Annotated in this window: 20 protein-coding genes and 1 riboswitch; of the genes, 18 read left to right on the forward strand and 2 right to left on the reverse strand. The window is 40.4% G+C overall.

Features of this window, described 5'->3' with window-relative positions; translation table 11 throughout:
• Window positions 1–18: 18 nt before the first annotated feature.
• The 16 genes from WMO37_RS06305 (at window position 19) to WMO37_RS06380 (ending at window position 13,271) form a co-directional block, all read left to right on the forward strand.
• Window positions 19–1,167 carry a YibE/F family protein gene (locus WMO37_RS06305; RefSeq protein ID WP_227090242.1) on the forward strand — a complete coding sequence of 383 codons (1,149 nt, stop codon included), beginning with the start codon at window positions 19–21 and terminating at the stop codon, window positions 1,165–1,167.
• 220 nt (window positions 1,168–1,387) lie between these two features.
• A complete protein-coding gene (locus tag WMO37_RS06310; protein ID WP_349154639.1) occupies window positions 1,388–2,296 on the forward strand; it encodes a substrate-binding domain-containing protein in 909 nt (302 codons plus the stop codon).
• A gap of 122 nt (window positions 2,297–2,418) precedes the next feature.
• The gene (gene pstC / locus WMO37_RS06315) at window positions 2,419–3,279 is read left to right on the forward strand and encodes a phosphate ABC transporter permease subunit PstC (RefSeq protein WP_022431496.1); all 861 of its coding nucleotides are present in this window, start codon (window positions 2,419–2,421) and stop codon (window positions 3,277–3,279) included.
• A gap of 2 nt (window positions 3,280–3,281) precedes the next feature.
• Window positions 3,282–4,202, forward strand: coding sequence for a phosphate ABC transporter permease PstA (pstA, locus tag WMO37_RS06320; protein WP_022431495.1), 921 nt, complete (start codon window positions 3,282–3,284; stop codon window positions 4,200–4,202).
• Between the two features lie 63 nt (window positions 4,203–4,265).
• The gene (locus WMO37_RS06325) at window positions 4,266–4,667 is read left to right on the forward strand and encodes a helix-turn-helix domain-containing protein (protein WP_349154593.1); all 402 of its coding nucleotides are present in this window, start codon (window positions 4,266–4,268) and stop codon (window positions 4,665–4,667) included.
• Window positions 4,668–4,684: 17 nt separating this feature from the next.
• On the forward strand, window positions 4,685–5,122 hold the full coding sequence (locus WMO37_RS06330) for an ImmA/IrrE family metallo-endopeptidase (protein WP_227090244.1): 438 nt from the start codon (window positions 4,685–4,687) through the stop codon (window positions 5,120–5,122).
• A 4-nt stretch (window positions 5,123–5,126) separates the two neighbouring features.
• Window positions 5,127–5,567 (forward strand): DUF3783 domain-containing protein, encoded by a 441-nt coding sequence (locus WMO37_RS06335; protein WP_227090245.1) that lies wholly within the window; start codon window positions 5,127–5,129, stop codon window positions 5,565–5,567.
• Window positions 5,568–5,698: 131 nt separating this feature from the next.
• Window positions 5,699–5,813: riboswitch (FMN riboswitch) on the forward strand.
• A gap of 227 nt (window positions 5,814–6,040) precedes the next feature.
• Window positions 6,041–7,177 carry a bifunctional diaminohydroxyphosphoribosylaminopyrimidine deaminase/5-amino-6-(5-phosphoribosylamino)uracil reductase RibD gene (ribD, locus tag WMO37_RS06340; protein ID WP_436970263.1) on the forward strand — a complete coding sequence of 379 codons (1,137 nt, stop codon included), beginning with the start codon at window positions 6,041–6,043 and terminating at the stop codon, window positions 7,175–7,177.
• A gap of 5 nt (window positions 7,178–7,182) precedes the next feature.
• Window positions 7,183–7,818, forward strand: coding sequence for a riboflavin synthase (locus WMO37_RS06345; protein WP_349154595.1), 636 nt, complete (start codon window positions 7,183–7,185; stop codon window positions 7,816–7,818).
• 15 nt (window positions 7,819–7,833) lie between these two features.
• Window positions 7,834–9,033 (forward strand): bifunctional 3,4-dihydroxy-2-butanone-4-phosphate synthase/GTP cyclohydrolase II, encoded by a 1,200-nt coding sequence (locus tag WMO37_RS06350; protein WP_022431490.1) that lies wholly within the window; start codon window positions 7,834–7,836, stop codon window positions 9,031–9,033.
• 143 nt (window positions 9,034–9,176) lie between these two features.
• Window positions 9,177–9,644: a 6,7-dimethyl-8-ribityllumazine synthase gene (ribH, locus tag WMO37_RS06355; protein ID WP_349154596.1), complete on the forward strand. Its 468-nt coding sequence runs from the start codon at window positions 9,177–9,179 to the stop codon at window positions 9,642–9,644.
• Window positions 9,645–9,872: 228 nt separating this feature from the next.
• Window positions 9,873–10,583 carry a helix-turn-helix domain-containing protein gene (locus WMO37_RS06360; RefSeq protein WP_349154597.1) on the forward strand — a complete coding sequence of 237 codons (711 nt, stop codon included), beginning with the start codon at window positions 9,873–9,875 and terminating at the stop codon, window positions 10,581–10,583.
• On the forward strand, window positions 10,580–11,302 hold the full coding sequence (locus WMO37_RS06365) for a LytR/AlgR family response regulator transcription factor (RefSeq protein ID WP_349154598.1): 723 nt from the start codon (window positions 10,580–10,582) through the stop codon (window positions 11,300–11,302). The genes WMO37_RS06360 and WMO37_RS06365 overlap by 4 nt, the downstream gene beginning before the upstream one ends.
• A gap of 584 nt (window positions 11,303–11,886) precedes the next feature.
• The gene (locus tag WMO37_RS06370) at window positions 11,887–12,612 is read left to right on the forward strand and encodes a sensor histidine kinase (RefSeq protein WP_349154599.1); all 726 of its coding nucleotides are present in this window, start codon (window positions 11,887–11,889) and stop codon (window positions 12,610–12,612) included.
• A 79-nt stretch (window positions 12,613–12,691) separates the two neighbouring features.
• On the forward strand, window positions 12,692–12,949 hold the full coding sequence (locus WMO37_RS06375; protein ID WP_022432489.1) for a type II toxin-antitoxin system prevent-host-death family antitoxin: 258 nt from the start codon (window positions 12,692–12,694) through the stop codon (window positions 12,947–12,949).
• Window positions 12,939–13,271 (forward strand): type II toxin-antitoxin system RelE/ParE family toxin, encoded by a 333-nt coding sequence (locus tag WMO37_RS06380; RefSeq protein WP_022432490.1) that lies wholly within the window; start codon window positions 12,939–12,941, stop codon window positions 13,269–13,271. Before WMO37_RS06375 ends, WMO37_RS06380 begins: the two co-directional genes overlap by 11 nt.
• A gap of 138 nt (window positions 13,272–13,409) precedes the next feature.
• Here WMO37_RS06380 and WMO37_RS06385 read toward each other — a convergent pair whose 3' ends face one another.
• Together WMO37_RS06385 and WMO37_RS06390 are read right to left on the reverse strand one after the other, a co-directional pair.
• Entirely contained in the window at window positions 13,410–13,562 is a 153-nt protein-coding gene (locus WMO37_RS06385) for a hypothetical protein (protein WP_349154600.1), read from the reverse strand.
• Window positions 13,559–14,134, reverse strand: coding sequence for an accessory gene regulator B family protein (locus tag WMO37_RS06390; protein ID WP_349154601.1), 576 nt, complete (start codon window positions 14,132–14,134; stop codon window positions 13,559–13,561). Before WMO37_RS06390 ends, WMO37_RS06385 begins: the two co-directional genes overlap by 4 nt.
• 433 nt (window positions 14,135–14,567) lie before the next feature.
• Between WMO37_RS06390 and pstB the strand changes: the two genes are divergently transcribed.
• Window positions 14,568–15,335, forward strand: coding sequence for a phosphate ABC transporter ATP-binding protein PstB (pstB, locus tag WMO37_RS06395; RefSeq protein WP_227090256.1), 768 nt, complete (start codon window positions 14,568–14,570; stop codon window positions 15,333–15,335).
• Between the two features lie 73 nt (window positions 15,336–15,408).
• The gene (phoU, locus tag WMO37_RS06400) at window positions 15,409–16,059 is read left to right on the forward strand and encodes a phosphate signaling complex protein PhoU (RefSeq protein ID WP_022432472.1); all 651 of its coding nucleotides are present in this window, start codon (window positions 15,409–15,411) and stop codon (window positions 16,057–16,059) included.
• The last annotated feature ends 111 nt before the right edge of the window (window positions 16,060–16,170 follow it).

The raw sequence follows: 16,170 nt of genomic DNA on the forward strand, positions 1-16,170 counted from the left end.
AACAGGATGGAAAATAAGATGAATCAAAGTAAACAGAAACGCATTCTCTTGCGTGCGGTAATCATAGTAGTGTGTCTGGCAGGGTATATTATGCTGGTAAGGGTTTTAAACAGCGTGGAAAAGACAGAAATGGTTTCCATGAAAGGGTATTCCTATCAGAAAGCAGTGGTGACGGAGGTTGTCAGGGATAACTTGACAGAGGACGGACAGCGTGCAGGGTATCAGTATTTAAAAGTAAAACTTCTGACCGGACAGCAAAAAGGAAACATCTATGATGCAACCAGTTCTGAGGGCAATCTTTTCGGTGCAGTCTGTGCAGCGGGGGATCAGGTGATTGTCAATATCAGTGTGTCCGGTGATACAACAAGCGTATCCGTTTATTCTAAAGACAGAATCCTGCAGACGGCGGTTTTTATCGGAATATTTTTACTTGCCATCTGTGTGATTGGTGGAAAAAACGGTGTGAAATCAGTTATCGGGCTGGTGTTTACTTTTTTATCCATTGTCTATCTGTTCATGCCGATGATTTACCGTGGCTGTTCTCCGTTCTGGTCAGCGGTGTTTGTGTGTGTGATTACAACGATTGTAACAATGTATCTGATAGGAGGTGTATCGGTAAAAAGTGCAGCTTCGGTTATTGGTACAACGGCAGGCGTAGTAACGGCAGGCATTGCAGCAAGCCTTTTTGGATTATCAGCAGATATTGACGGCTATAATGTGAGCAATATTGAAACGCTTGTTTATGTCGGTCAGAATACAAAAATCCAGATTGGCGGTCTGTTATTTGCAGGTATTTTAATCGCTTCACTTGGTGCAGTTATGGACGTGGCAATGTCGGTTTCATCGGCAATCTGTGAAATTGATGCCAAAACAGGAAACCTGACATGGACAGAGTTGTTTAAAAGCGGACTACACGTGGGGCGTGATATGATGGGAACAATGTCCAATACGTTGATACTGGCATTTGTCGGCGGTTCGTTAAGCACACTGGTTATAGATTATGCCTACAACCTGCCGCTGATCCAGCTGATAAATTCTTATAATATCGGCATCGAAATTATGCAGGGAATTGCAGGAAGCTTAGGTGTTATCCTTACAGTTCCGTTTGTGGCACTGGTGACAGCCGTGCTTTTAGCAGAGCGTCGGAAAGTAAAAATTACACAGTAAAACAGGAATTTAACAAAGCACTTTACGTAGATTTTACATAGTTTACGCAAAGTGCTTTTCCTTTACATATACGCTTAAAATTTACGAAGACTTTACATAGATTTAAGGAAAACGTGATAGTGAATTTTACATCGGTTAAGGTATGATAACAATGTCGAAAGGAAAGAGAAATCCTTCCAAAACATTATTTTTTAATAAAGAAAGAGGAAAAAACATGAGAATGAAAAATTGGAAAAGATTTGCGGCAGTAGCAATGAGCGTAATGTGCATGGGTACAATGGTTGCATGCGGAAGTTCAGGCTCAGCATCAAATGATTCGAAAACAGGCAGTGCCGGTTCTTCATCAAAGAGCCAGACAATCACAGTTGTATCAAGAGAAGACGGTTCCGGTACAAGAGGTGCATTTATCGAACTGTTTGGTATCGAAGAAAAAGATGCAAGCGGTAAGAAAGTAGATAACACAACAGATGATGCAACAATCACAAACAGCACAGAAGTCATGATGACAACTGTTGCAGGTGATGAAGCAGCAATCGGTTATACATCACTTGGTGCATTAAATTCAAGCATTAAGGCATTAAAGGTTGACGGTGCAGAAGCAACAGCAGCCAATGTAAAGAGCGGTACATACAAGATTTCAAGACCGTTTAACATCGCAACAAAGGGAACAGTATCAGAAGTAACACAGGATTTCATCAACTACATTTTAAGTGAAGACGGACAGAAGATTGTAGAATCAAACGGTTACATTTCACAGGGCAACAGCGGCGCGTTTACAAGCAACGGCGCATCAGGAAAGATTGTTGTTGCAGGTTCTTCTTCTGTAACACCAGTTATGGAAAAACTGTTAGAAGCATATCAGAAGGTCAACACAGGCGCTAAGATTGAACTTCAGGAAAGCGATTCAACAACCGGTATGACAGCAGCAATTGACGGTACATGTGACATCGGTATGGCTTCAAGAGAATTAAAGGACAGCGAAAAGAGTGCCGGTCTTACCAATCAGGTAATCGCACTGGATGGTATTGCAGTTATTGTAAACAACAAAAACAGCGCTTCAAACATCACATCTGAACAGGTAAAGGCAATCTTTACAGGTGAAACAACAGACTGGAACAATGTAAAGTAATTAAAACTTAACGACCTATAACCAATCCTTTTTAAAAGCTGCCGCACTAAGAAAATGTGAAAGAATGGACGGAAATCTTAGTGTGGCGGCGTGTTTGTGCGTAAGAAGGGAGCATTTGTAAAATGAAAGTAAAAGAGAAAGTAATGGAATATGTATTTTTACTATGTGCATGCGTGTCGATTCTGGCAGTTGCATTGATCTGCATATTCCTGTTTGCAAACGGACTGCCGGCAATGAAAGAAATCGGTGTGTTTGATTTCCTGCTTGGAAAACGATGGAAACCGGGAAATGATATTTACGGAATCTTTCCGATGATTCTCGGCAGTATTTATGTAACAGCCGGAGCGATTATTGTCGGTGTTCCGATTGGACTTTTAACAGCAGTTTATCTTGCAAAATTCTGTCCGGCAGGACTTTATAAAATTATCAAACCGGGAATTGACCTGCTGGCAGGAATCCCTTCGGTCGTATATGGATTTTTTGGTTTATGTGTGATTGTACCGGCGGTCAGAACGCTGTTTAAAGACACGTTTGGCGGGAACGGTCAGAGCATTTTTACGGCATCCGTCTTACTTGGCATCATGATTTTACCGACGATTATCGGCATTGCAGAATCCGCAATCCGCGCCGTGCCAGAACGGTATTACCAGGGGGCGCTGGCACTTGGGGCAACGCATGAAAGAGCCGTATTTTTAACCGTTGTACCGGCTGCAAAATCCGGTATCATGGCAGGAATTGTTTTAGGAATTGGCCGTGCAATCGGTGAAACAATGGCGGTCATCATGGTTGCCGGTAATCAGGCAAGAATGCCAAAGGGCATTTTTCAGGGTATCCGTACATTAACGGCCAATATTGTTATGGAAATGGGTTATGCAACAGATTTACACAGAGAAGCGTTAATTGCAACGGGCGTTGTATTATTCGTCTTTATTTTAATTATTAACACGCTCTTTTCTATCCTGAAACGGAAGGAGGTACACTAATCATGGAAAATGTAAAAGCAGCTATGGAAAATGCCGGCAGCGCCGGTAAGGCAGAGGCAATTAATTATCAGAGTGTGAAGCAGAAATTTCAAAGCTATTTAAAACATCCGGGTTCCTTTGCGGTGTATATTCTGACTTCGCTGGCAGCACTGATTACGGTACTGGTTTTAGGATTTATTATTGTATACATTCTTGTAAAAGGTGTTCCGCATCTGACACCGGATCTGTTTGCATGGGAGTATAATTCGGAAAATGTATCCATGCTTCCGTCCATTATTAACACGCTGTTATTGACGGCACTGGCACTTGTGATAGTTGTACCGATTGGTATATTTTCAGCTATTTATATGGTGGAATACGCAAAAAAAGGAAATAAAATTGTCAGTATTGTCCGCGTGACAGCAGAAACCTTATCAGGTATTCCCTCAATTGTATACGGGTTATTTGGCATGATTTTCTTTGTAGGTGTCTGCAACTTCGGAAATTCCCTGCTTGCCGGTGCATTGACGGTTGCGATTATGGTATTGCCGACGGTTATGAGAACGACAGAAGAAGCCCTGCTTTCCGTACCGAACAGTTACCGTGAGGGCAGCTTCGGACTGGGCGCCGGAAAACTGCGGACTGTATTTAAAGTTGTGCTTCCGTCTGCCGTGCCGGGCATTTTATCCGGTATTATTCTGGCAACGGGACGAATTGTCGGTGAAACGGCGGCGCTGATTTATACGGCAGGAACGGTTGCCAAAGTGCCGGAAAGCGTTTTTGATTCCACAAGAACACTTGCTGTCCATATGTATAACCTGTCTAAAGAAGGTTTAAACACCAATCAGGCATACGCCACGGCAGTTGTACTGTTAATTGTAGTAATTCTTATCAATATGCTGTCGAATTTTGCGGCACGAAAACTGTCTGCAAAGCAGAAATAAACTTGATTCTTTGGCAGTGCTGTTGTATGCTTATAAAAGATGATTCATGGGAGGATTTTCAGAATGACAATTGGTGAACGCATTAAAGCCAAAAGAAAAGAAAAAAATATTTCTGTAGAGTATGTAGCAAAAGCACTTGGTGTTTCGGTTTCTACGGTATACAGATATGAAGATTCTACGATTGAGAAAATACCCATCAAAGTTTTTGATAAGCTGTGTCAGATTTTTGAAACATCCGCTTCGGAGCTGATGGGCAATGACAGTATGGTACAAAAAACAGCAGACAGTGAACTGCCAAGAGAATTTGAAAATGCGCAGGATGCAATGGAATTTATGCTCAAGATGCCGACACTGGCGGCATTTGGAGGTTATAATCCCGATGAGATGAGCGAAGAAACAATTGTGGAATTTGCCAATGAAATTTTGCAGCAGCTCAAGCTGGTAAGCTATAAATATAAGAGATGATGACGGGGGAGAGAAGAATGAGAGCACAGCAGATTATCAGGCTTGCCTGTGATATCAAATCCGTCTGGAAGACAAACAATCCATTTGAAATTGCGGAAAAGTACGGCATTAAGGTTTTAATCCGGAATGTGAATATTGGGGACTTTAAGGCGCAGACATTGAAAATGGAAGGGTATCCGACGATTATATCTATTAATGGCTTATACAGCACGCTGTCACAAAAAGTTCTGTGTGCACACGAACTGGGACACGCCCTGTTGCATACAGAACCGATTAACCATTTTGATGTTACGACAAAAAATGTCCATACGAATGTGGAATATGAAGCCAATCTGTTTGCCGTGGCACTGCTTTGTAATGAAGATGAATTTAATATGCCGCTTGCCAAGATGAGCAATGCGGTATTAAAAAGCATTTTAGACTGCAACGTCAGCTACGGACAGGGAGAAAAGTAGGCACATGGAAAAAATTTTATTATTCGGGACGAAACCGGCAGATACCCTGCTTGTAAAAAAGCTGGCAGACAATATGCGCATTGCGGTACAGGAAGTGCCGGTATCGCTCTATGACTGTACGATAGAGCAGCTTTTAGCCGTAAAAGGTGCGGGCATTATAGGCGGTACACAGAGTAAAGCACAGGATTTTACAGGCGGAACGCAGAATGAAGTGCAAAATTTCGCAGTCGGCGCAGTACAGGCAGAATTAAAGTCAGAGCCGGGTATGCTGTTGTTTTGTGATGTGACGGAAAAGCATCTGGATAAATTTTTGTTTGAATTAAGAAATAAGCAGTCGTCGATTGACTATAAGGCGGTGCTTACACCGACCAACAGAACGTGGAATGTGCGGCGGCTGTCTGCGCATATGGCAATGGAACGCATGAGCCATGAGCGCGGGAAGTAGGGATTTATACAGATTGTTTTATGGAAGTTGTAAACTGAAAAACTCATGTTTTGAATTTAAAATATAAAAATAATTGTAAAAATATTCTTGCATGTGCAGGTAACACTGTATATAATAATACACAACAGCAAAATACTTTTCAGGGTCAGGTGAAATTCCTAACCGGTGGTATAGCCCACGAGCCGCAAGGCATGATTCGGTGTAACTCCGAAGCCGACAGTACAGTCTGGATGAAAGAAAAGGTCATTGAGCAGTTATGTATACACTGATTGAAGACTCTGGAATGTGAAAGCATTTCAGAGTTTCATTTTTTGTATTACACAATATGCGGGGTGCCGCAAGGCATCTTATGTTTTCAATAAAAAGAACCCCTGAAAAGGAACCGTGTTATACGGACTTTTCAGGGGTTTTGTGCATTTTATGGAAAAACAGTTGTAAACAAAAAAATGATAATAAAAAGAAGGTGCGTAAAATTGAACAGCAGTCAGACAAAACAATATATGTACCGGGCGCTGGAGCTGGCAAAAAAGGGAACAGGCGCGGTTAATCCAAATCCGCTGGTTGGTGCGGTGCTGGTAAAGGACAACCGGATTATCGGAGAAGGGTATCATGAAAAATACGGACAGCTGCACGCAGAACGCAATGCGATAGCGGACTGTTACAGACGCGGTGAAAATCCGGCGGGAGCAGAACTTTACGTGACGTTAGAGCCATGCTGTCACTACGGAAAAACACCGCCCTGTACGGAGGCAATTATTGAAAATAAGATTGTAAAGGTATATGTCGGTTCAAATGACCCGAATCCGCTTGTAGACGGCGGCGGGATTGCGGTATTGCGGGCGCATGGAATTGAAGTGGAAACCGGTATTTTAAAACAGGAGTGCGATGCACTCAATGAAATCTTTTTCCATTATATCCGCACGAAACGCCCATTTGTACTGATGAAATACGCAATGACAATGGACGGCAAAATTGCAACGGTGACAGGCGATTCCAAGTGGATTACGGGAGAGGCGGCACGCAGGCAGGTGCATGAAGACAGGAACCGCTGTGCGGCGATTATGGCAGGTGTCGGAACGGTGATTGCCGATAATCCGATGTTAAACTGCCGTCTGCCGGAGGGACATTCGCCGGTAAGAATTATCTGTGACACGTCACTGCGTACCCCGGCTGATTCGCTTGTTGTAACAACGGCAAAGGAAATACCGACAATACTTGCAACGTGCTGTACGGATAAAGAAAAACAAAAAGTATTTACCGATAAAGGCTGTAAAATTCTTGAAGTATCGGAAACGTATGACAAAAACGGCAAAAAGCAGCTGGATTTACAGGATTTATGCAAACAGCTCGGTGAACAAAAAATCGACAGCGTGCTTTTAGAGGGCGGTGCAGCATTAAACGGGTCTGCCTTACAGGCGGGAATTGTAAGCTGCGTGCAGACGTATATTGCACCAAAGATTTTTGGCGGGCAGGAAGCAAAATCACCGGTCGGCGGAAGCGGTGTCAAGCTGGCATGTGAGGCATATGAATTTGAAATCAAAGAAATCCGCCGGATTGGTGAAGACATTTTAATCAGGAGTGTGCCAAAGAAAATACAGGAAGGAGTGTAGAGCAGATGTTTACAGGAATTATCGAAGAAGTCGGAACGATAAAGCAGATTCAGAAAAATCCGGCATCGGCGGTTATCACGATTGCGGCAGACACGGTGCTTGAGCAGACTAAAATCGGTGACAGCATTGCGGTCAATGGCGTGTGCCTCACGGTAACGGATTTAAAAGCCGGCAGTTTTACGGCAGATGTCATGCATGAAACCCTGCGGCGGTCTTCGCTTGGCAGTGTCCGCACAGGCAGTCCGGTGAATCTGGAACGCGCAATGCAGTTAGGCGGAAGATTTGGCGGACATATTGTATCGGGGCATATTGATGCAACCGGGAAAATTCTTGGTATCCGTGAAGATGACAATGCAGTGTGGTACAGGATTGGTGCAGATTATAAAATACTAAAATATATTGTGGAAAAGGGTTCGGTGGCGTTAGACGGTATCAGCCTGACCGTGGCAGAGGTGCGAAGTGACAGCTTCAGCGTATCGGTGATTCCACACACAAGGGCGAACACGACACTCACACATAAAAAAATTGGTGATATTATTAATATTGAAACGGACTGTATCGGTAAATATATTGAAAAACTGATACCGGGACACGGCGGCGGTGTGAGCCGCGAAGTGCTGTTAAGGAACGGATTTATTTAGGAAAGGTGAACAAAAATGAGTGAATTTCAGTTTAGTACGGTGGATGAAGCACTGGAAGATTTAAAAAACGGAAAAATTATTCTCGTAGCGGATGATGAAGACCGCGAAAATGAAGGCGATATGATTTGTGCGGCAGAATTTGCGACGACAGAAAATGTTAATTTTATGGCGACACACGCTAAGGGCTTAATCTGTATGCCGATGAGTGAAGAAATCTGCCGCCGCTTACAGTTTCCGCAGATGGTGACAGACAATACGGACAATCATGAAACAGCATTTACCGTATCTGTCGATTATGTGGAAACAACGACAGGCATTTCCGCAAAGGAACGCGGACTGACGGCACGAAAATGTGTGGAAGACGGTGTAAAACCGCAGGATTTCAGAAGACCGGGACATATGTTTCCGCTGATGGCAAAGAAAAACGGCGTGTTAGAGCGCAACGGACACACCGAAGCGACAGTGGATTTGATGAAGCTGGCGGGATTAAAGCAGTGCGGTCTGTGCTGTGAAATCATGAAGGATGACGGTACCATGATGCGCATGGATGAATTAAAGGAACTGGCACAAAAATACCAGTTAAAATTTATCACGATTGCCGCGCTGCAGGATTACAGAAAAAAGCATGATAAGCTCATAGAGCGTGTAGCAGTGACAAAAATGCCGACAAAGTACGGTGAATTCAAGGCATACGGTTATATCAATCTTTTAAACGGAGAACATCATGTTGCACTGGTAAAAGGTGAAATCGGTGACGGAAAAGACCTTTTATGCCGTGTCCATTCGGAGTGCCTGACAGGCGATGCGTTCGGTTCCCTGCGTTGTGACTGCGGACAGCAATTTGCTGCTGCAATGACACAGATTGAAAAAGAAGGCAGGGGAATTCTGCTATATATGCGGCAGGAAGGAAGAGGTATCGGATTGATTAATAAGCTGCGTGCCTATGAATTGCAGGATAACGGAATGGATACACTGGAAGCCAATCTGGCGCTGGGATTTGCCGGGGATTTGCGTGAATATTATATCGGTGCGCAGATTTTAAAGGATTTAGGCGCAAAGACGCTGCGGCTTTTAACCAATAATCCGGATAAGGTTTATCAGCTTTCGGATTACGGCATGGAAATTACGGAGCGTGTGCCGATTCAGATGGAAGCAACAAAGTATGACAGTTTTTATTTAAAGACAAAGAAAATGAGAATGGGACATCTGCTGTAATGATGTAATGTAATGTATCCAATGTACCGCACACGGAATAAGAAGGCTGATACCGGAGATTTTTCAGAGTATGAACTTCTATGACAAAAGATATTTAAAACAACATTTTATTAAAATTAATATATAAGAAAGGAAGAAAAAAGATGAAGATTTATGAAGGAAAGTTAGTTTCAGAAGGTGTAAAGGTAGGAATTGTTGTAGCACGTTTTAACGAATTTATTACGTCAAAGCTGTTAGCAGGTGCCATAGATGGTCTGAAGCGCCACGAGGTAGCGGAGGAAGACATTGAAGTGGCCTGGGTGCCTGGCGCATTTGAAATTCCACTGATTGCTTCTAAAATGGCAAAGAACGGAAAATATGATGCCGTCATCTGTCTGGGGGCAGTGATCCGCGGGGCAACAAGCCATTATGACTATGTATGCAGTGAGGTGTCCAAAGGAGTTGCAAATGTATCCTTAAACAGTGATATACCGGTAATGTTCGGCGTGCTGACAACGGATACGATTGAACAGGCAATTGAACGTGCCGGTACAAAGGCAGGCAATAAAGGCTTTGAATGTGCAGAAGGTGCAATTGAAATGGTCAATTTAATACGTTCTATTGAAAAGTAAAACAGAATAAAATAAAGTTTAAAATGGGTAAGGATAAAGCTGTAGCTTTAATGATTTAAAATCGTTAAAGTACAGCTTTATTTTTTTCGATTTCTTAATGTCAACATTCTGAATAGGGTTATTTTACAGCAGTTCCATTTATTAATATTCCATAATAGGTATAAATTAGGGAAATATAAATACACTAAAATAAGAATCAGTATGAATGAAGTTCGGAGATTAGTACTTATGAGTGTAGTGTATAGGGATGTGCTTGAGCGTTTTGTAAAATACAGAGAGCAGCGTAATATATCACAGAATGAACTTGCACAGATGCTTTGCATTTCACAAAGTTATGTCAGTAAAATGGAAGTGGGAAAGGCAAGAATCTCATTTGATATTTTAACGGCATTGTATCAACAGGGCTGGGATATTGACTATATCATTACGGGACAGGAGAACCGCCGCACCGTATTAAATGATTTGTACGAGAGTTGTAAGGAAGATTGCAGGGCAGACTTTTTGCAGTATATGATATGGACCGTGATGCAGGGAATAAAAAGCTACGAAAAACAGGTAAAACAGGTGATGCGGTATATTGAAAAATTTGAATATCTGAAAATGTATACATCGGGAATCGCAGCCGAAGATAATGCATTTTACGGCATCAGAACGGTCAATAAATTATCGCAGGTGCAGATGGCAAAAATGCTGCACGTAGATATCAAGAAATACAGGGCAATGGAGAAAAATGAAAAGAAGCCGGATGCGGAGCTGTTGATGCTGCTATACAACAATTTTGAGTGCATGCCGTTTGAAACGGTTTATGGGGAGAATGATTTGGGAGAAATCAATGCTGTCTGGAGAAAGATGCAGCCGCAATTGCAGAAGGAACTATATGAATTTATGAAACATGGTCTGCAATTTATGAACAGTCAGACCGGAGATACGGAAGTATGAGTGTATTAATATTGGAAGACAACAGGCAGATATTAAATGTTTTAGAGAAACTGGTGTTGTCTGTAGCAGAAGATGAAAAAGTTTATGTTACGGATAATGTCGGGGAAGCCTATAAAATAGCGATGGAAATTTCTATTGATGTATTTATGCTGGATATTATTCTATATGGTGATAAAAAAGGCGATACATCAGGTATGCAGTATGCACAATCTATGCGGAAGCTGGAGCGTTACCGTTTTACACCTATTATTTTTATTACTTCATTAGAAGACCCGGAAATGTATGCTTTGCGGGATTTGCACGCTTTTGGATATATTGAAAAGCCGTTTGCACCTTCACAGGTTGAAAATCTTCTGCGCGATGCACTGCATTTTAAGACACAAAAGGAAAAAGATGCAATGATGTTTTTCAGAAAGGACGGCATTTTGTATCCTGTCAAATGTAACCGTGTGATTTATATGGAACTAATCAAAAGAAAAATCTGTATTCATATGAAAAACGGTGATGTGCTGAGTATTCCGTATAAATCTTTCAGGGAAATCATGGAGGAAGCGAATTACGAGAAGTTTGTACAGTGCAGCAGAAATTGTGTGATTAATATAGATTATATCAAAAATATTGACAAAACCAATCGATTTATAACGCTGGAGGGGACCAAAACAGCAGTGGAAATGGGCGGAACATTTATTAAGAAGGTTGTTGGGGTGCTGGGATTATGATGTTAATAATATTTGTCTTTTTAGAGGCAGTGACTGTTTTAATTTTACTAAATGCATTATATGGACAGAAAATGCATTTGGATTCGATTTCAGTTCTTTTTATTGTATGTGACTGTGTATTGATGTCTTTGATTCGTTTTTGTGGACTAAATCAAAATAGCTCTTTTATTATTTATTTTGCATTGCTAGTATATTGCATTATGGAGTTTAAAACCAAAATTAGTGAAATGATTGTAAATATGGTGTTGCTTGCTATTATAATGATGGGAATACAGTTGCCTGCATTATTAATACTAGAGGGTTTACAATATGTAATACATGGGTATGAAGACTTGTTGGTAGCAATTACTAATTTGATTATTTTCATAGTTGTTTATGTAAGTTGCCAAAAATATAAGATACATACAATTTCATTATCACTTCAAAGTAAGGGAAAGATGATGGATTTATTACTTCTACTTGAAAGTACATTGGTGATTTTTGTTATTTTTCAGTATAAAAATGCGTATGGCAAAGTACCAATAAAATATACAGTAATAAGCGGAATAATGGTCTTAATAATAATCCTTTGTATACATGGATTATTGTATAGAATTAAATATCAGGAAAAGCAGGCAGAATTAGAAGCATATAAGACGTACAGTGCCGCTTTTTCGGATTTAATTACGCAGATTCGTGCCAGACAGCATGAGTTTGACAATCATATTAGTGCATTATGCAACCTGCATTACATTTGTAAAGATTATGATGAACTGGTTTCGGAACAGTCAAAGTATGCGAAAGATGTCATCAGCAATAATCGTTTTCACAGACTGCTTGTTTCGGGCAATCCTGTGATTGCAGGATTTTTATATGGAAAATTAAGTTCCATTCAGGAACAGGGAATAGAGGTGACTTATACTTTCCATATATCAGAATTTACCAGTAAAATTCCTGTATATCTGGTGGTAGAACTGATTGGAAATTTATTAAAAAATGCAGTGGAAGCAGTAAAGACACAGCAGGTTGAAAAACAGATACATCTTTCCTGCACAGAAAATGAGAATGAATTCTGTTTAGGAGTGCGAAATAGAAGTGAAAAGATTCCATTAGACGAAATGGGCAGATTTTTTGAGAAGGGTTATAGCAGTAAAGGCAGTGGACGAGGACTGGGACTGTATAACGTAAAAGAAATTTGTGAAAAATATGGTGTTGATATTGTATGTGACAATACAGAAGTTGACGATAAAAACTGGTTTTTCATTGAATTACATATAAAAAAGTCCGATGAAACGAATTTACGAAATAAAAGTGAAAAGGTAAGTAAATAACATATTTATCCAGATGACGTTTCATTGACTTGTGGCTAAATTTAAGATACAATATAGCCACAAGAAAGGAGATGGAGTTATGCAGATTATTCCTATGCGTGATTTGAAAAATACGGTGGAAGTGGAACGTCGATGTGCCGAAGAAAATGGTCCTGTTTATGTGACAAAAAATGGATATGGACGTCTGGTCGTTATGGACATTGATTATTATGAGCGGACCATGCAGAAGATGTACGAAGCGAAAGCAGTTATAGAGGGGCTTGAGGATATTAAGGCAGGAAGAACGGTAGATGGAGATGCTGCAATCAGTAATATAAGGAGCAAATATGGAATCTAAGTACCAATATCGGCTGTCACAAAAGGCAGAAGCTGACTTAGATGGTATTGTTTCATACATTGCAGTGGAGTTGTCAAATCCACAGGCGGCATCGGACTTTGTCGACAAGCTGGGGAAAGTGATTGACGAAATACGTTCTTTTCCGGAGAGCGGTTCTTATGTCAACAATGATTTTCTTTCCAATACGGAGATACGAAAGAAGCTGATTGGCAGCTATATCATGTATTATCTTCCTGTTAAAGAAGAAAAGATGATTTATGTTGTACGAATTGTATATGGAAAGCGGAACATGGAAGAAATCCTGCGTGAGCTGGATTTGTAAAACAGACTCGTAATCTTCTGAAAATACGAAGTTTATTTTATATACAAGAACCTTCAAACTGACAAATATTGCATCAGTTTGAAGGTAAAAAATCCAGAATAAAAGCGTTTAATCATTACATTCTGATTTTATGGAATATTACTGCTTTTCGTGGTAATCACTTTCTTGCGGAAATTGGATTTCACCAAAAAGAAAGATACTTGGACCCGATGTTCCACCCCATTTACTTACCCTTGCCAGCTGCTCTAACAGCACCTTTACAGGTGAAATTGTTTCTGTCTGTGTATTCATTGGATACTCCTTTCCTGCACGGTATGATGAAATACGGTGCATAATTTTTTCTGTACGGCTGCACAGGATAACTGTACAGCATGCAGTATAATTACCCAGAATCCTGATATCATATATTCATTTTCCGGGGCAATCAGCAATATAAAAAAGAACACGATTAAAATGCCGGTCGAAATCCACTTAAACTGTTTCTTTTTCGTGGCAGAAAGCACAGGTCTTTTTGATGAGGAAACAGGTGCAAGCGCATAATTTATCAAAATACAGCCCATGCATAATAAAAGCCGTTCCGGTTTTGTCAGAGAAACCAAAGGCAAAAGCGTCAGACACAAAAAAGCATAACCGATGCTTACAAACAGACAGCCTGCATATGTATTGCAGTGAAATCCGCCGGCGGTACGCCGGATACAGCAAAGCAGCAGAAGCGTTGCAATGCAGAGTGCCAGATGCTTGCGGTATAAGAATAAAATCAAAAACAATTTGCTGCTTTCTGAAAGAAATGTAAAAAGCAGATAACGCAGCAGGGCAATCTGATAATCAGTCAGTCCATAGCGTATTTTCAATTTTTTCCACATGATAATCTCCTTTATTCAATCGCTGTTCCTGCACATATTCTATATCCACAAAATCATAAAAATAAAAACGTGTCGTTAATTGCACAAAATTGTAATGTAATGAGAAAAATTTGAAAAATAAAAAACGACAGGGAAAGAAGCATAAAAAAATTACATAAGTCAGAAGAAAAAGCAGATGAAGTTGAGTTTGATTGGATATAATAAAAGATTACGCAAATGTTAAAAAACACCATAAATTTCACACGGAATTTACTTAATTTACATAAGTTTGGTTCAGTTTACATTGAATAAAAAAATTAACAATATCTTTACATGAAATTTACAGGAATGTGATAGTGCATTTTACATCGGCTTTGATAAGATGTCATTGTGAAAAAAATTATGAAATTGCCGCATCAGATTAAATTGTGCGCGATAAAAAGGAGCTGGAAAAATGGAAACAACAAAAATTCATGTAACAAATATGAATTTGCATTATGGTGATTTTCACGCGTTAAAAAATATTAATATTGATATTCCTGAAAATCAGATTTGTGCAATGATTGGACCTTCAGGCTGCGGAAAAAGTACATTTTTAAAGTCAATCAACCGCATGAATGATTTAGTTGAAGGCTGTAAAATTGATGGACAAATGCAGCTTCGAGGAGAAAACGGATTTGAAGATATTTACGGAGATATGGATGTAAATCATTTAAGAAAACGCGTTGGTATGGTATTCCAGCAGCCCAATCCGTTTCCGATGAGTATTTATGACAACATTGCTTATGGTCCGAGAACGCATGGTATTAAAAATCGTCATAAACTGGATGCAATCGTTGAAAAAGCGTTAAAACAGGCAGCAATCTGGGAAGAAGTAAAAGACCGTTTAAATAAGTCAGCATTGGGACTTTCAGGCGGACAGCAGCAGCGACTTTGTATTGCGCGTGCGCTGGCTGTTGAACCGGAAGTGATTTTAATGGATGAGCCGACATCGGCACTTGACCCGATATCAACTTCAAGAATTGAGGACCTGGCAATTGAGTTAAAGAAAGAGTATACGATTGTTATGGTAACGCACAATATGCAGCAGGCAACCCGTATTTCGGATAAAACCGCATTCTTCCTGCTGGGAGAACTCATTGAATACGGAGATACCGAGCAGCTGTTTTCTATGCCAAAGCAGAAAAAGACGGAAGACTATATCACCGGACGTTTCGGCTGATAATCCCGATACGCCGGATAAAAAACAGCAAAGAAAATGAGAAGAAAATAAGAAGGCAGAAATGGAGGAAAACATGAGAAATCGATTTGACAGACAGCTTAGTACTTTAAATGATGAGCTGATTGAAATGGGCAGTATGATTGAAAAATCCATTGAAACGGCAATCAAGGCACTGGTCAATCAGGATGTGGATTTAGCAAGACATGCAATTGAGGCAGATGAGGAGATTGACCGTCAGGAACGTATTATTGAAGACCTATGTCTGAAACTGCTGTTACAGCAGCAGCCGGTTGCAAAAGATTTAAGACTGATTTCATCCGCATTAAAAATGATTACGGATATGGAGCGAATCGGCGACCACGCTTCGGATATTTCAGAAATCACAATTGCACTGGCAGACCAGCCGTATATTAAGAAACTGGAGCATATCCAGCAGATGGCAAAAGAAACAATGATTATGCTGGTGGGAAGCATTGAGGCCTTTGTAGATAAGGATTTGGAAAAGGCGAATGAAGTCATTAAGCGGGATGACGTAGTCGATGATTTATTTGATAAAGTTAAAAAAGAATTAATTCAGATGATTCATGAAAATGCAGATAAGGGTGAGCAGGCAGCTGATCTTTTGATGGTTGCTAAATATATGGAGCGGATTGGCGACCACGCAACCAATATTTCGGAGTGGGTTATTTTTTCCATTACAGGAGAACACAAATCCATGAATTAATCCACATAATCAGAGAATAGTTTTTGCAAAATCTCCGGAAATGTAAAATTTACATGGATTTTACATAGGTTTGACAGAGATTTCATAAATGTATTTTATACTTCATTTTGC

The sequence above is a fragment of the Lachnospira intestinalis genome, assembly GCF_040095895.1.
GTDB classification, from domain to species: Bacteria; Bacillota; Clostridia; order Lachnospirales; family Lachnospiraceae; genus Lachnospira; species Lachnospira intestinalis.

What these genes read in the sequence shown, in the direction of transcription:
- WMO37_RS06305 (WP_227090242.1), top strand. Translation starts at nt 19, where the DNA reads ATGAATCAAAGTAAACAGAAACGCATTCTCTTGCGTGCGGTAATCATA.
- WMO37_RS06310 (WP_349154639.1), top strand. Translation starts at nt 1,388, where the DNA reads ATGAAAAATTGGAAAAGATTTGCGGCAGTAGCAATGAGCGTAATGTGC.
- pstC (WP_022431496.1), top strand. Translation starts at nt 2,419, where the DNA reads ATGAAAGTAAAAGAGAAAGTAATGGAATATGTATTTTTACTATGTGCA.
- pstA (WP_022431495.1), top strand. Translation starts at nt 3,282, where the DNA reads ATGGAAAATGTAAAAGCAGCTATGGAAAATGCCGGCAGCGCCGGTAAG.
- WMO37_RS06325 (WP_349154593.1), top strand. Translation starts at nt 4,266, where the DNA reads ATGACAATTGGTGAACGCATTAAAGCCAAAAGAAAAGAAAAAAATATT.
- WMO37_RS06330 (WP_227090244.1), top strand. Translation starts at nt 4,685, where the DNA reads ATGAGAGCACAGCAGATTATCAGGCTTGCCTGTGATATCAAATCCGTC.
- WMO37_RS06335 (WP_227090245.1), top strand. Translation starts at nt 5,127, where the DNA reads ATGGAAAAAATTTTATTATTCGGGACGAAACCGGCAGATACCCTGCTT.
- WMO37_RS06345 (WP_349154595.1), top strand. Translation starts at nt 7,183, where the DNA reads ATGTTTACAGGAATTATCGAAGAAGTCGGAACGATAAAGCAGATTCAG.
- WMO37_RS06350 (WP_022431490.1), top strand. Translation starts at nt 7,834, where the DNA reads ATGAGTGAATTTCAGTTTAGTACGGTGGATGAAGCACTGGAAGATTTA.
- ribH (WP_349154596.1), top strand. Translation starts at nt 9,177, where the DNA reads ATGAAGATTTATGAAGGAAAGTTAGTTTCAGAAGGTGTAAAGGTAGGA.
- WMO37_RS06360 (WP_349154597.1), top strand. Translation starts at nt 9,873, where the DNA reads ATGAGTGTAGTGTATAGGGATGTGCTTGAGCGTTTTGTAAAATACAGA.
- WMO37_RS06365 (WP_349154598.1), top strand. Translation starts at nt 10,580, where the DNA reads ATGAGTGTATTAATATTGGAAGACAACAGGCAGATATTAAATGTTTTA.
- WMO37_RS06375 (WP_022432489.1), top strand. Translation starts at nt 12,692, where the DNA reads ATGCAGATTATTCCTATGCGTGATTTGAAAAATACGGTGGAAGTGGAA.
- WMO37_RS06380 (WP_022432490.1), top strand. Translation starts at nt 12,939, where the DNA reads ATGGAATCTAAGTACCAATATCGGCTGTCACAAAAGGCAGAAGCTGAC.
- WMO37_RS06385 (WP_349154600.1), bottom strand. Translation starts at nt 13,562, where the DNA reads ATGAATACACAGACAGAAACAATTTCACCTGTAAAGGTGCTGTTAGAG.
- WMO37_RS06390 (WP_349154601.1), bottom strand. Translation starts at nt 14,134, where the DNA reads ATGTGGAAAAAATTGAAAATACGCTATGGACTGACTGATTATCAGATT.
- pstB (WP_227090256.1), top strand. Translation starts at nt 14,568, where the DNA reads ATGGAAACAACAAAAATTCATGTAACAAATATGAATTTGCATTATGGT.
- phoU (WP_022432472.1), top strand. Translation starts at nt 15,409, where the DNA reads ATGAGAAATCGATTTGACAGACAGCTTAGTACTTTAAATGATGAGCTG.